This window comes from Epibacterium sp. ABZ3_068 (assembly GCF_056159265.1).
In genome coordinates, this window is record NZ_JBSWUV010000001.1 from 2935940 (window position 1) to 2949843 (window position 13904).

Consider the following 13904-nt stretch of genomic DNA (forward strand, 5'->3'; position numbering starts at 1 on the left):
TTGACCAAAAAGAAGATTGTTGTTTGGTGGATCAGGCGGGATTTGCGACTGGCCGACAACCCGGTGCTGGACGCCATTGCTGCAAAAGGGGCTGCGGTTCTTCCGGTTTATATCTGTGACACGGCAGAAGAAGGGTTGGGCGCGGCGGCGCAGTTCCGGCTCGGGCTGGGCCTCGCGCATTTTGCGCAGCGTTTGAAAGAGCAGGGGTTGCCGTTCATAATCCGGCGCGGGACCGCGCTGGAGGTGTTGCAGGATTTGGTGCGGGAAACCGGTGCGACAGGGGTCTACTGGTCGCGCCTTTATGATGGCGCAGCCCAAAAACGCGACATCGAGATCGAGAAATCGCTCAAGTCTCACGGGGGGGAGGCGCGCTCTTTTGGGGGGCGCCTGTTGTTCGAACCCTGGTCGGTGGAGAAAAAGGCGGGTGGATATTTTCAGGTCTATACCCCGTTCTGGCGTGCGGTTTCTGTACAGGAGGTTTCCCCGGCCGCGCATGTTGCGCCGAGGCTGGATGCGCCGGATTGCTGTCCTGCGTCTTTGACACTTGCAGAGCTGGGTTATGACAGCCGCATGCACCGTGGTGCAGATGTCGTCGCCGCTCATTGCCGGGTGGGTGAGACGCGCGCTTTTGCACGGGCGGAGGAATTCATTCACGAAGACCTGCCGCGCTATGATCAATTGCGTGATGTTCCGGCAGCCGAGGTGACATCGGGGCTTTCGGAAAACCTGGCTTGGGGAGAGATTTCGCCGCGACAAATCTGGAGCCTGTGCGACCAGGTTGCGCCATCTCCTGCCGTGGAGAAGTTTCGTAAAGAATTGGTTTGGCGAGAGTTTTCCTATCATCTGATGCATCATACGCCGCACATTCTGGACCGGAACTGGCGGTCCGGCTGGGATGACTTCGACTGGCAGAGCGATCCGGTTGCAGAGCAGAAGTGGAAACAGGGGCGTACGGGTGTCGATCTGGTCGATGCAGGGATGCGAGAGATGTATGTCACTGGAAAAATGCACAATCGGGTGCGGATGGTTGTCGCGAGTTTCCTGTGTAAGCATTTGATGGTGCATTGGAAAACCGGGATGGAATGGTTTGCGGACTGTCTGGTGGACTGGGATCCCGCAGCAAATGCGATGGGGTGGCAATGGGTGGCGGGATGTGGCCCGGATGCTGCTCCGTTCTTTCGCATCTTCAACCCGGACGGTCAGCGCGACAAGTTTGACCGGGACGGGCGCTATTGCCGAAAATGGATCGCCGAGGGGCAGGGCGCCCCCCCTGAAACTGCAAAAGCGTTTTTTGAATGCTGCCCTGCGTCATGGGCCCTGTCTGCCGCGGCTCCGCGAGATGAACCGATCATCGACCTTGGCTACGGGCGCAAACGGGCGCTCGCAGCTTATGAAAGCCTAAAATCCGTGCCAACTTGAGAAGGGAAACACAGATGTCTTGTCACAATTCCGTTTCTTTTTTAGCCTGTAACTATAATCCAGTACGACGGGGAAGCGAATGATTTTCACGACCACCGAAGGCCAACGAAACCTGCCGCGCTATTTTCCGCAGGTCTTTCACGCGCTCTGCCAGATGGAGGCCGGGCAATTGGATATTTATCTTCCGGATGGACGCATATTTCGCGCAAAAGGGGCGCAGCCGGGACCGGCGGCGGATTTGCATATCCACAATCCGGACAGTTTCGCCCGGTTGATCCGCGAAGGGGACCTGGGCTTTTCCGACGCCTATCTGGAAGGCTGGTGGAGCACCAATGATCTGCAGGCCTTCATGGATCTGGTTCATATGGGGGCCGATACGGTGTACGATGGCTTCCCGGGACAATCCTTGGCGCGGGCCTATGAACGGTTCCGTTTCTGGCTGCATCGTAACCACCGTAAACAGGCGCGCAAGAACATCTCGTATCACTATGATCTCGGGAATGATTTCTACAGCCTGTGGCTGGATGACACGATGACCTATTCCAGCGCGAAGTTCGACACCGGACAGGAAAGTCTGGAAGGGGCGCAGACCGCAAAATACGCCTCTATGGTGGATCAGATGGGAGTGAAACCCGGCGATCATGTTCTGGAAATCGGCTGCGGCTGGGGCGGGTTTGCTGAATATGCAGCCAAGGAACGCGGGCTTCGGGTGACGGGTCTGACGATCAGTGAAGAACAGCTGAGGTTTGCCCGGCAACGAATTAAAAAGGCGGGTCTTTCTGATCAGGTTGACCTGAGAATGCAGGATTATCGTGATTGCCAGGGACGTTTTGACGGGATTGCCTCGATCGAGATGTTTGAGGCCGTCGGGCAGAAATACTGGCCGACGTATTTCGACACCATTCGGGATCGACTGAAACCTGAGGGGCGTGCGACACTGCAAATCATAACCGTTGCGGACCGGCGGTGGGAGATATATCGCAAAGGTATTGATTTTATTCAGAAACACATCTTTCCCGGCGGCATGCTTCCAAGCCCGGGCATTTTGCGCCAGCATGTCGAGCATGCAGGGCTGAATGTGGTTCAATCCATCGAATTCGGCCCCAGTTACGACCAGACTCTGCGGCGTTGGCACAATACGTTTAATGATCGCTGGGATCAGATCCAGACGTTGGGATTTGATGACCGGTTTCGCAAAATGTGGAATTTTTACCTCACCTCTTGTGCGGCGGCCTTCAAAACGGGTACCTGTGACGTGACACAGATAACAATTGCCCATCGATAACAGGATATTTGAATGCCGACTGCCGCCCGACTAGCTGCTGCGCTTTTACTGGGCGCTTTGGCCTTTGTTGTTTCGATACAGGTGATGCCGTTGCTGCCCGAAGGGACCGATTTCGGCTATTTTGTACATTTCAATGTGATGCTGGGGGCTATGGTCGGATGGGTTTACATGGGCAGCCGTACCGGCTTTGGATTTGTTCCGTCCATCAACAACGGTCTGACGGGCATGTTTCTGATGGTTGTTCTGGCACTCTTTGCCCAGGGTGCCTGGGAAATGTTCCGTCTTGCCCAGCGATTGCGCTATGATGGGCCATTTGACGCGATTGGCGCCATTTTCACAATTGCTTTGGACTATTTCTTTGTTATCGCCGACGCCAAGGTCTGGGCGACTTTGATTGTTGGCGGCTGTTTGGTTGGCCTGATCACAGAACGCGCCGGAAAACGCTGGGGTTAGTTTTTTAGGATCGAGGTCCGTTCAAGTGATAGATTTGTTTTTTTACGGCACGCTGCGCTTTTTGCCGGTGTTGGAGCATGTGCTGGGACGTTCCGCGTCTGAATTGGATATATCGGCTGCCTATCTTGACGGGTATCAGGCGTTTAATGTTGTGGGGCAGCCGTTCCCGACCCTTTGTGTTGTTTCAGGAGAACAGGCAGAAGGGATTCTGGTGCGCGATCTGGATGCGGATGATCTGGAGGCTTTGGCCCATTACGAATCCGGCTTTTCCAGCGATATCGACGCGTGCCAGGTCCGCACCGTAAACGGAGACCAGCACGACGCGCAGATGTTTTTTCCGGAAAAGAACACTTGGTCTAAAGGGGCGCGGTGGGACTTCGAGGCGTGGAAGGCCCAATGGAGCACAGTGTGTCTGCGCGCTACAGAAGAAATGATGGCCTGGAAAGGTCGGCGCACGCCAGAACAGATGGCAGCCAGCCTCAATGCCATTCGCAACCGTGCGTCAGCCTGGGTTGCCTTGCAGGGCGGGAGCGAACATCCGGATCACCCTTTGGCGCGCGATGTTGTGGTGCATGAGCACAAGCGGGAATACATCAACCATTTTGCCATGGATGAAATGGATTTGCGGTATCGTCGCTTTGATGGAAGCCTGAGCGAGGTCATCAATCGCGGGTGTTTTCAGGTGGGGCGGGCATCAGCGATTCTACCCTATGACCCGTGGCGCGATGAGGTTTTGTTGATCCAGCAGTTTCGTGCCCCCGTCTACATGGCCGGGGATCGGCAACCCTGGCTGTGGGAGGCCGTTGCCGGGATGATCGACTTTGGCGAATCTCCTGAAGAAGCCGCAATTCGCGAGGCTCAGGAGGAAGCGGGCATCGCTTTGAAGCAATTAGAGAGCGTTTCGCAAATTTTTCCGTCCTCGGGCTCCTCGGGGGAGTTTGTTCACTTGTTCGTGGGTGTGGGCCGCTTTGAGCAGGTCGCCGCAGGGGGAGGTTTGGACTGCGAGGGAGAGGATATCCGTCACCGCGTTCTGAGTTTTGATGACTTCATGGAAGGAATTGACGCAGGCGCTTATCGCGACGGCCCCCTGGTAACCTGTGGTTTATGGCTCGCCCGCCACCGCGCCCGCTTGCGCGCGCAGGCGAATTGACCATTTCCCCTGGGGTTCCTGCCTTGTGAAGCCGGAACCGCTTCGCTACATCATTGGGGGAATGATCGAAAGGGATACCATGCGCATTGCACGCGACTTGGCCGATGCTATTGGCCACACACCGCTTATCCGTCTCAACCGTGTGAGCGAGGAGACCGGATGTGAGATCCTGGGCAAGGCCGAATTCATGAACCCCGGCCAATCCGTCAAGGACCGCGCCGCGCTCTATATCATCAAAGATGCGATCGCGCGCGGGGATCTGAAACCCGGCGGCACTATCGTCGAAGGGACGGCGGGCAACACTGGCATTGGTCTGGCGTTGGTTGGCTCTTCCATGGGCTTCAAGACCGTAATCGTGATCCCCGAGACCCAGTCCGAAGAGAAAAAGGACATGTTGCGTCTAGCCGGAGCACAGCTGGTTCAGGTCCCGGCGGCACCTTACCGCAACCCCAACAACTATGTCCGTTATTCGGAACGTCTGGCCAAGGAACTGGCCAAAACAGAGCCCAATGGCGCAATCTGGGCAAACCAGTTTGACAATGTTGCCAACCGTCAGGCGCATATCGAAACAACCGGTCCCGAAATCTGGGAACAGACAGGTGGCAAGGTCGACGGTTTTACCTGTGCGGTTGGGTCCGGCGGAACATTGGCCGGCGTTGCAGAGGCGCTCCAGCCCAAAGGTGTAAAAGTCGCGTTGTCAGACCCGATGGGCGCGGCGCTTTATTCCTTCTACACCTCCGGCGAACTGGCCTCCGAAGGCTCTTCAATCACCGAAGGCATCGGGCAGGGACGTATCACCAAGAACCTAGAAGGGTTCACTCCGGACTTCTCCTATCAGATCTCGGACAATGAAGCGCTGCCTTATGTCTTTGATCTCCTGCACGACGAAGGCCTGGTTCTGGGCGGTTCGTCCGGTGTCAACATCGCCGGAGCCGTGCGCATGGCCAAGGAAATGGGACCTGGCCATACTATTGTGACCATCCTTTGTGATTATGGCACACGCTATCAGTCAAAGCTCTTCAACCCGGACTTCCTGCGTGACAAAGGGCTGCCGGTGCCGGACTGGATGACCCACGCTCCGGCGTCGATTCCGGGCGTGTTTGAAGACGTATGAATGTTGGATTGACCTACATGTTCAAATTTTTCCTGAGGCTGGTCGTTCTGATCAGCCTCTCTGTTTCTGTACAGACCCAAGTGACGGCAGCCCAAACCAGTGCTGCGGCCAAAGAGTATTACCAAGGCTGGCTGAAGACGGCCGACCGCGCCGAAGAGGTGATTGACGCAAACCGCGCCTCGACTGTGTCACTGGAGCAGCTGCGGCATGATTTGGTGAGCTATCGCGACACGTTCCGCGATGAGCAATCAAAGAACGGTGAACGCATTGCCACACTTCAGGCGCAGCTGGATGCACTTGGTGAGCCACCCGCCGATGGCGAAATGGAACCAGAGGATCTTGCGACTTTGCGCAAGCGCCTCAGCAACCAGCTGATCGAGCTGCGCGTGCCCCGCATCGTTTCCGAGGAGGCCTTTCGCCGGGCATCAGGTTTGATTAGCGAAGTTGACAGCATCATCCGTGAACGTCGCAAGACGGTTTTGCTGGAACGCGGGCCGACACCACTTAACCCGGAAAACTGGAAGGACGCGCTGTCCAGCCTGACTTCGGCCAGCAATTCGATGTGGAACGAGACGGTCAATCAAATCGGGCACGAGACAACAGCCCGGCGTATTGAACGAAACTGGCCGACTTTGGCCGTTCTATTGGGGTTGGGCAGCCTCTTACTTCTGAGGGGGCGCGCGCTGTCGCAGAAAACGGCTGCCTATGTCCGCAAGCACGAACTGGAAAGCTCGGCCATCTGGGAATTCTGCGTGTCCCTGTGGCAGGTGATCCTGCCCTATGTCGGTGTTGTGCTGATTGTCAGCGCTGTAAAGATGGCTGATATTCTTGGGGTTCGCGGATCATTGCTGCTGACCAACATTGCGGGCTGGGCGCTGATCCTTCTGGCGTTTCACTGGTTGGGAGGTCGGCTTTATGTTCGCCGTGCCGAAAATCCCTTGCTCCCGGTTGACCCAAAGAATGCAGCAGCAACCTGGTTGGTTCTTGATCTCTTGGCCGTCATCCTGGTGGCCAAGGATGTGCTGAGCACGCTGGAAGATTTCATCTTCTTCTCCGAGGGGGCATTGGCCGTCCTCCGCTTCCCGTTGATCCTGGCGGCGGCCCTTCTGATGTTGCGGTTGCACCGTATCGGAAAGCAGCAACGCACAGATGTTTCCGAAGAGGAAACTGGTGAAGGCGCGCTGGCGGTTGGGATCAATGGCATTATTCAGATGGTGCGCCGGATTGCCTACCTCCTTGGGTTCCTCTCCCCGGTTCTGGCTGCGGTTGGGTTTATCAATGCGGCAGAAGCGTTGATTTACCCGTCGATCCTGACCTTGGCGCTGATCGCAACCTTGCTTGTACTGCAGCGGTTCCTGGTGGACGTTTACGGCTACCTCAGCAAACAGGATCGTGAAACTGCGAGCGATAGTCTGGTTGCGGTTTTGCTGGGCTTTTTGCTGGCCTTGGTCAGCATGCCGTTCTTTGCACTGATCTGGGGCGCGCGGCAGGCGGATCTGATGGAGCTGCTGAACAAGCTGCGCAACGGGTTTCACGTCGGAGATGTCACGATTTCTCCGACCGCATTCCTCAGCTTTACGGTGATCTTTGCCATCGGATATATGGTGACCCGCATCCTCCAAAGCAGCCTGCGGACGTCGCTTCTGCCCAAGACCCGGCTGGATCCGGGGGGGCAGAATGCAATTGTTTCGGGCACGGGATACGTCGGGATATTCCTGGCTGCGGTTATCGCAATTTCCGCGGCCGGATTGGATCTGTCGTCCTTGGCCATTGTGGCCGGTGCATTGTCCGTGGGCATCGGTTTCGGCCTGCAGACAATTGTGTCCAACTTTGTCTCGGGTATTATTCTCCTAATCGAGCGTCCGGTCTCAAAAGGGGATTGGATCGAAGTTGGGGGCATGATGGGCTATGTGCGCGACATTTCGGTGCGCTCCACACGGATCGAGACCTTTGACCGTACCGATGTGATTGTGCCGAACTCGGATCTGATTACTGGAACAGTCACCAACTTTACCCGTGGCAACACGGTGGGACGCGTTATCGTTCCAGTTGGCGTGGCCTATGGCACCGATCCGCGCAAGGTCGAAGGGATTCTGTCCGAGATTGCCAATGCCCATCCGATGGTTCTGGCCAATCCGGCTCCCAGTATCGTGTTCCAGGGGTTCGGGGCGGATAGCCTTGATTTTGAGATCCGCGCGATCCTGCGGGATGTGAACTGGAAGCTCTCGGTTCAATCCGAAATCAACTATGAGATCGAGCGCCGGTTCCGCGAAGCCGGAATTGAGATTCCCTTTGCCCAGCGGGATCTTTGGATTCGCAACCCCGAAGCCTTGCGGGGCGATCCTGAACCGGATTCTACCGCGTAAATGTACCAAGAAGAAGGCCCGGCATTCAAACTGTCGGGCCTTTTTGGGACGGGCGGAAATTTACCCACAAAAAACAGTCACATTTCAGCAAAGAAATGCTGTTTTGGCTCTTGCAATCCCCTCTGTAATCAAAGATATATCCGCCTCACGGAGAGGTGGCCGAGTGGTCGAAGGCGCACGCCTGGAAAGTGTGTAGGCGGGAAACCGTCTCCAGGGTTCGAATCCCTGTCTCTCCGCCATTATCTTCTTTTGGCAAGAAAACCCCTCTAACACCTTGAATGGTAAGGTGGTTTTAGGTGTTCGAAGTCCTTCATTTCTTGCAAAGCTGATTTTCTCTGCAAAGGCCAGCCTCAGGACAGTTCTCTGGGCAATTAGATTGCCACTTTTCCAGATTTTCCAAGGATTTGACAAGAATTGCAGTGCGTGTTCGAACATTTGCTCGAAGGTATGCATTGGCTTCCCGCTATTTTGCAGTTTTTCGTCTAAAATCAGCTTCTCACGCTCCATCTTTTTGATGCGCTTCTCGTAGGCGGTGATCAGGGTTGGGCTATCCGCGTCTACTACGCGATCCAAAAGGCCTTCGATTTGCTTATCCAGTTTGTTGCGCTCCGTGCGGATCAGGCGTTTGTCAGCCTCCATTTGGCACGCACGTTGGCCCCAAGCGTCTTTGAACATCTTTGACGCAATGGCAAACATGCCCTCGGATGGTTTGAGGCTTTGCATCAATAGGTCAAACTCCCCCTCGAGCACATCACGACGGATGGATTTGCGATAGCTCGGGCATCCTTTGGCGTGGCAGAGATAATACGGATGTTTCTTGCCCGACTTGCTGGTAGACCAGCAGGCCGTCAGAGGTGTGTTGCAATCATCGCAGCACACAAACCCCCGTAGAGGGAAATCCGCGTTTGATATCCTTGCGAGCGGGCGCTCTGGCCCCGTCCTTGATCCGTTGCTGGATCAGTTCATGGGTCTCCAATGAGATCAGGCCTTCATGATGGCCTTTGCGCAAAGATACATCCCATTCTGAAATTCGATGTAGCCCGCAAAATGCATACGCGTCATCAGACGAATGATCCGTTCAAAACGGATCGTGCCATCGGCGAAGTCTTTCGGGAACGCAGGTTTGGATTCCAGAAACCGTTTCACTTCGGCTTGAGTTTCAAAATGCCCTGAGGCAAACCCTTCCAAGGCCTCTTGGATGATGGACGCCAAAGGTTCATCGCGCACAAGCATGTTGCCATGTGCTGCAACACGCTCGTATTTATAGCCAATCGGCGCACGGAACACCCAATACCCGTTAAGCGCACGCCCCCGCATACGATTTTTGGTTTGTTCGCCGTTTTTCTGGCGTTGGTGCTGGGACACAGATGCCAGCAGGTTCTCCAACAGAATGCTGTCGCTGTCTTCGCCGAATTCAATCGACGGGCTTTCCAGCTTCCCACCCGCTTCGGCCAGCAGCGCGCGTAGTTGCCAATGCCCAACCACATCCCGTGCAAAACGGTTGATATCGTCGATGATTACGACGCAAGTATCTTTCTGGGCTTTCAGATAGGCCAGCAAGGCAATCATGGCAGGACGATCCGCATCACCACCTGATTTGTTGTCATTGAAGACCTCAAGCACCTCATAGCCTTTTGTATCGCGCATATTCGCGGCAACGGCTTTCTTGCGACGCCAACCCGTCACCCTTTTTCAACTGAGCGACGCTTGAAACGCGGGCGTAAATGACAGCGTGTTGTTTTGTTTCCATTAAAGACTCCCTTCTTGTCGCGCGTCAGTCTCGGGGGCTGCGGCAGTTTCAAAAGTTGTTTTGGTATTGGGTGATTTTAGCACATCCGCTGCGGGCATTTCTGCCAAAGACACGTCTTTTCCACAGGCTTGCTGGACGGGGTGAACGCCGAACCCAAGATCGACAAAGCTGACCATGATGGACCACAATGCTTCGATCAACTCGCGCTTATGTTCGTCCGAGATATCCTCATCTTCGATGAATGGCAGATAGGCATCCCAATCAATCGTCAGGCGCGGCGGGGCCGTTTCGGGATTAAATTCTGGGGGAATGTCGGTCATGGCCTGCCTCTTTCTGCCTCTCGGCGTTTCTCTGGTTCGGGGGCTCCTTTGTTGCCTCTCACTGCAAGAGAACATAAGTGGAACAATATAGGGCATTATTCCCAAGACCCAAAGCGATAATTTTCTGGCTTCGAGGTCTGGATATCCTAAAATACCGCTGTAATGACCGTAGGTTGCGGGTAAAATCGGGTAGTTTTGAGGCAAGGGTTTTGATGTGGAAAACAATTGGAAGTCAGCGACCAAGGCTGATCGCGCCGCCCTGTATCATGTCGCCCGTGCTGTCGCGGACACCACCAACTTGAGCGTAGAAGCCATTATGGAGCAAGCCTTCGGCCACAAACTGACGGTTGGCACCGATTACCTATCGAATTTTCGCAGCGGAACCATTGGACGTCCCAAAGCCAAGCTGATCCATGCATGGATCGCTGAAAACCATGCTGAAACGGCGCATGCGGTTGATCCACGATTATTTCCGAAACAGCATACAAACGCATGGGATAGTTATGTCGAGGCGCGCGGCATTCGCGGGAAACTCCAGATCAAACGTTTTACCAAGGACGAATTGAACCTCATCAAAAAGGTCAAGGATCGTGTTGCACCAAACACTACACTTAAACTAGGGGAGGAGTTTTGCTTTTTCCTTCGGTCCGACGTCCACGTGCATGCTATCGGGTTTGAACGATACAAAGGGGAATGGCACCTGATGCCGTTAGGCCCGAATAGCTCGCATACCTTTCAGCTACAAAGTGACGAACCTCATTTCCCAACTGATGTGAATGGTGAAATTGAACGGCTTTCTGAAGAAAGCGATTTGGACATGTATCGCTTTGCATTCGTTGTCTCGCAAGATACAAGTGACCTACCCAGAACGCCCGATATCAGGGATATTGGCCAAGCCGCAATTCTACATTATATTGATGTTCTATTCTCCGCCTGAAATTTATAGACCAACGGCAAAATTTGCTCATTGGCGTCTTTCAGTACCGCCCATTCCTTCGCGCCAACCGTTTGCAATTGGTCCCAGTGGCCAAGTTTTGCATGCGCGATATCTGCAAAGAAAATTTCAGGATTACCTAGATCATCGATGAAACTTGTGGCCTCGGCTGATCTTGCCATCTCAACCGCATCGAAATAGGCAGGCAAAATCACCTCTTTTGCAAACTCCTGAATACGCTCAGCATCAGGCAGATTATCAGCATTTAGTGATACACCAATGGACCACATATCGCCGACATGCCCAAGTAGCTGAAATATTCGCGTCGCGGCCTTGGGATGGGTTTCGCTAGGATTAGGATTGTCAGTGTCAATCTTTTCAATCAACACCATCACAGAAGCAATGCTGGCAATCGTGACGCGCAATTCGACCCAATCGACCTCATCCATGTTGCCTAGCATTTTTTCTAAGGCCTCATGATCGGCTTGTAATTCCAAACACCGCTCTACCTTATCCCAAAGTTCACGCGGAAGGTCAGGTTCTTGAACCTGTGACTTACCAGACTTAGAAATCAGGTTGAAGGTTGGAACGCCCTCCAAAATGGAGAAGTGGCCAAGCTCAATGTGTGCCCGCTCGTGGAGAGCAATCCATTTGGCAGAATAGTTTGTACTAATGCAGTCACAAAACGAGAGAACTGCGTCAACAACTTCTGAACAGAAGGCAGCTTCCATCGACATGCCACCTTACACTACACAAGGCCGATGTGGCGTTTGAGTAAATTCTGAAGAGAGCGAATAAGCCCAGTTTCAAACGATGCAAAATCTTGAGGCGACAAATCCAGTTCTGAAATTTGACTCAGTGCCGCATCTAAACTTTCGGGTTGCCCGATGAAGCGCTCTAATCGAGCTGCAGTTTGCAGCGGAATTCCATATTCATCTAACGCGAATAGATTGGCGGGTATGAACAGGTGTTCTAGTTGTTCGCAGAATTTTGAGTAGTCGCCACACTCGCGACCGTACCGAGTAAGAATTTCCGACTGGATTTCTTCAATAACCTTAATGTCTTTGGGAAGCCTGTGACAGATAACATTTCGCACGAATCTCAACGCACGTTCGATTGCATCACTGACACTCTCCTCCGACCCTATATTTTCTATGCAGCTTCGAATGTAAGCTCCGAGTGTCCCACCTGTTCTAAGCTCATTGATATGCCAAGCGAGTTGCTTCCCAGAAAATATGCCATAATATCTCAACGTGCTCTCAGACAAATACTCAAAGATGAGGTCTGCTAGGGTCTGGACTCATTGAGTTTCAAAGCCAGTAGATGACCAGGGCAGCAAGTGCGATTGCTGATAGGAAGACCTTTGGGCATCTGTCGTAGCGTGTCGCCACACGCCGCCAATCCTTTAGCCTACCGAACATGATTTCGATCCGGTTTCTGCGCTTGTAGCGGCGCTTATCGTACTTCACTGGCTTCCTGCGTTGTTTCCGGCCCGGGATGCAGGCGCGTATCCCTTTGTCTTGCAACGCTTCTCTGAACCAGTCGGCATCATAGCCTCGATCTCCGAGCAACCAATCGACGTGCGGTAAGTTGCTGAGCAAAGCGCGTGCCCCGATGTAATCGCTTACCTGTCCGGCGGTTACAAACAGATCAAGCGGGCGTCCTTGGCTGTCGCAAATGGCATGTAGCTTGGTGTTCATGCCGCCCTTGGTTCGCCCGATCAGGCGTCCACGCCCCCCCTTTTTGACGCCCAAACTGGTCGCTGTACGGTGAGCCTTGAGGTAAGTTGCGTCGATCATCACAGTCTTTTCTTCACGATGCTCGGCGGCCAGGCCGACCATCAGACGAGCGAAAATGCCCTTGTCACTCCACCGCTTCCAACGGTTGTAGAGCGTCTTGTGGGGGCCATACTCCTTCGGCGCATCACGCCAGCGTAAACCATTGCGATTGATGAAAATAATACCGCTCAAGACGCGCCTGTCATCGACGCGTGGTTTGCCGTGGGATTTCGGGAAGAAGGGCTCAAGGCGCGCCATCTGCGCGTCCGTCAGCCAGAAAAGGTCTGACATGTTCACCGCTCATTTTCGAAGCAGTGAATCACGCAGCCCGACGGAAATCAATGGGTCCTGACCCTAAGGCCTCAAGTTGTTTTTGCTTGGGGACGCCTTTCCAGTTCAAAACATCATCATAGAGAAATAAATCATTGATAATGATTTCTGCAATCCAGTTTTGAATGTCTGGAGAAATGTGGCGATTGGCGCGTATAGTTTCAATCGACAAAAGACTGTCATCTCTGACTGTAGAAATTCGCTCCTTGGATTGTGGTTTCAATTTCTCGTCTGGCAGTTCGAGCAGTAGACTCAACGGCGTAGCATCAGGTTGATCTTCGATCACCAAATCTACCGAATACTCCTTCTCTTCAGGTGGACTTTCTAGAACAAATACATTCCCGACAAAGTATTCGTTCATTCTTCCAGCTCGGCCAGATATGTTCTTGTAAGTAAAGTGATCTACTAAGTTAGTGCTTTCTCTTCTGTCATAGATCACCACGTTTTTTGCCACAGTGTTCACTCCTTCGATGATCGTCGAAGTGCACACAAGATACTGAATTTTTCGATCATTGAAGAGTTGAATAAAGTGCTGCTGAAGCGCTCTAGGAACGCCACCGTGATGTATACCAATACCCTTCTTTATGGCGAGATGAACAACCCACTCTTCATGATACTCCTTTGCAATCCATTCAGCTTCTTCTTGTGCTGCGGGATTATCAGGCAGTGCCAGTTCATCAATGAGGTGATTTGCAACCTCGGCTGCCTTATTCGGTGATTGGCAGTAGACAATGGTTGGCTCCCTAAACGATGTGCAAAGCTCGATGAGCTTATCTTTTCTAGCGTTACCCTTAGTTGGTAAATCGAAGTTCTTAATGTCTACTGCTACAGTTGAGAAATCTGTTTGAATAAAGCAGTAATCGTAGCTGTTTATGCCATTAATCGACTGTATGTTTGGTCCAAGTAGATAGAACTGTGCGCCTGTGCTCGCTAGGCGTGAAAATGCTAGGTTTAGATCAACTGATCTGTCCCGATCATTGTTGTCAGAAGGAATGTTGAGTTTAT

At 53.3% G+C, this 13904-nt stretch carries 13 protein-coding genes, 1 tRNA gene and 1 pseudogene; 8 read left to right on the top strand and 7 right to left on the bottom strand.

Annotated features, from left to right (window positions below; all coding sequences use genetic code 11):
• From ACXAEW_RS14060 to ACXAEW_RS14090, 7 genes are all read left to right on the top strand, one after another.
• Positions 1-1419, top strand: a complete 1419-nt coding sequence (locus tag ACXAEW_RS14060; protein ID WP_474941914.1) for a cryptochrome/photolyase family protein — start codon at positions 1-3, stop codon at positions 1417-1419.
• 79 nt (positions 1420-1498) lie between these two features.
• The gene (locus ACXAEW_RS14065) at positions 1499-2704 is read left to right on the top strand and encodes a class I SAM-dependent methyltransferase (RefSeq protein WP_474941915.1); all 1206 of its coding nucleotides are present in this window, start codon (positions 1499-1501) and stop codon (positions 2702-2704) included.
• A 12-nt stretch (positions 2705-2716) separates the two neighbouring features.
• Positions 2717-3157, top strand: a complete 441-nt coding sequence (locus tag ACXAEW_RS14070) for a TrgA family protein (protein WP_474941916.1) — start codon at positions 2717-2719, stop codon at positions 3155-3157.
• A 25-nt stretch (positions 3158-3182) separates the two neighbouring features.
• Positions 3183-4307, top strand: coding sequence for an NUDIX domain-containing protein (locus ACXAEW_RS14075; RefSeq protein ID WP_474941917.1), 1125 nt, complete (start codon positions 3183-3185; stop codon positions 4305-4307).
• Between the two features lie 79 nt (positions 4308-4386).
• Positions 4387-5421 carry a cysteine synthase A gene (locus ACXAEW_RS14080; protein ID WP_474941918.1) on the top strand — a complete coding sequence of 345 codons (1035 nt, stop codon included), beginning with the start codon at positions 4387-4389 and terminating at the stop codon, positions 5419-5421.
• A 17-nt stretch (positions 5422-5438) separates the two neighbouring features.
• A complete protein-coding gene (locus ACXAEW_RS14085; protein WP_474941919.1) occupies positions 5439-7787 on the top strand; it encodes a DUF3772 domain-containing protein in 2349 nt (782 codons plus the stop codon).
• Positions 7788-7936: 149 nt separating this feature from the next.
• Positions 7937-8026: transfer RNA gene (locus tag ACXAEW_RS14090), tRNA-Ser, on the top strand.
• A gap of 559 nt (positions 8027-8585) precedes the next feature.
• Here ACXAEW_RS14090 and ACXAEW_RS14095 read toward each other — a convergent pair.
• The 3 genes and pseudogenes from ACXAEW_RS14095 to ACXAEW_RS14105 all read right to left on the bottom strand — a co-directional run.
• Positions 8586-8666 (bottom strand): annotated as a pseudogene (locus ACXAEW_RS14095) (hypothetical protein); the annotation flags it as partial.
• Positions 8667-8768: 102 nt separating this feature from the next.
• The gene (locus ACXAEW_RS14100; protein WP_474941920.1) at positions 8769-9473 is read right to left on the bottom strand and encodes a recombinase family protein; all 705 of its coding nucleotides are present in this window, start codon (positions 9471-9473) and stop codon (positions 8769-8771) included.
• 63 nt (positions 9474-9536) lie between these two features.
• Positions 9537-9857: a hypothetical protein gene (locus tag ACXAEW_RS14105; protein ID WP_474941921.1), complete on the bottom strand. Its 321-nt coding sequence runs from the start codon at positions 9855-9857 to the stop codon at positions 9537-9539.
• A gap of 214 nt (positions 9858-10071) precedes the next feature.
• Between ACXAEW_RS14105 and ACXAEW_RS14110 the strand changes: the two genes are divergently transcribed.
• A complete protein-coding gene (locus ACXAEW_RS14110) occupies positions 10072-10794 on the top strand; it encodes a hypothetical protein (protein WP_474941922.1) in 723 nt (240 codons plus the stop codon).
• Here ACXAEW_RS14110 and ACXAEW_RS14115 read toward each other — a convergent pair.
• Genes ACXAEW_RS14115 through ACXAEW_RS14130 form a run of 4 tightly spaced genes read right to left on the bottom strand, consistent with a single transcriptional unit; the run spans position 10767 to position 13893 of the window.
• Positions 10767-11522 carry a hypothetical protein gene (locus ACXAEW_RS14115; protein WP_474941923.1) on the bottom strand — a complete coding sequence of 252 codons (756 nt, stop codon included), beginning with the start codon at positions 11520-11522 and terminating at the stop codon, positions 10767-10769. The two genes, ACXAEW_RS14110 and ACXAEW_RS14115, sit on opposite strands and share 28 nt — an antisense overlap.
• Before the next feature lie 17 nt (positions 11523-11539).
• Entirely contained in the window at positions 11540-12043 is a 504-nt protein-coding gene (locus ACXAEW_RS14120; RefSeq protein ID WP_474941924.1) for a hypothetical protein, read from the bottom strand.
• 58 nt (positions 12044-12101) lie between these two features.
• Entirely contained in the window at positions 12102-12860 is a 759-nt protein-coding gene (locus ACXAEW_RS14125) for an IS5 family transposase (protein WP_474941925.1), read from the bottom strand.
• 28 nt (positions 12861-12888) lie between these two features.
• The gene (locus ACXAEW_RS14130) at positions 12889-13893 is read right to left on the bottom strand and encodes a helicase-related protein (protein WP_474943038.1); all 1005 of its coding nucleotides are present in this window, start codon (positions 13891-13893) and stop codon (positions 12889-12891) included.
• Between the last annotated feature and the right edge of the window lie 11 nt (positions 13894-13904).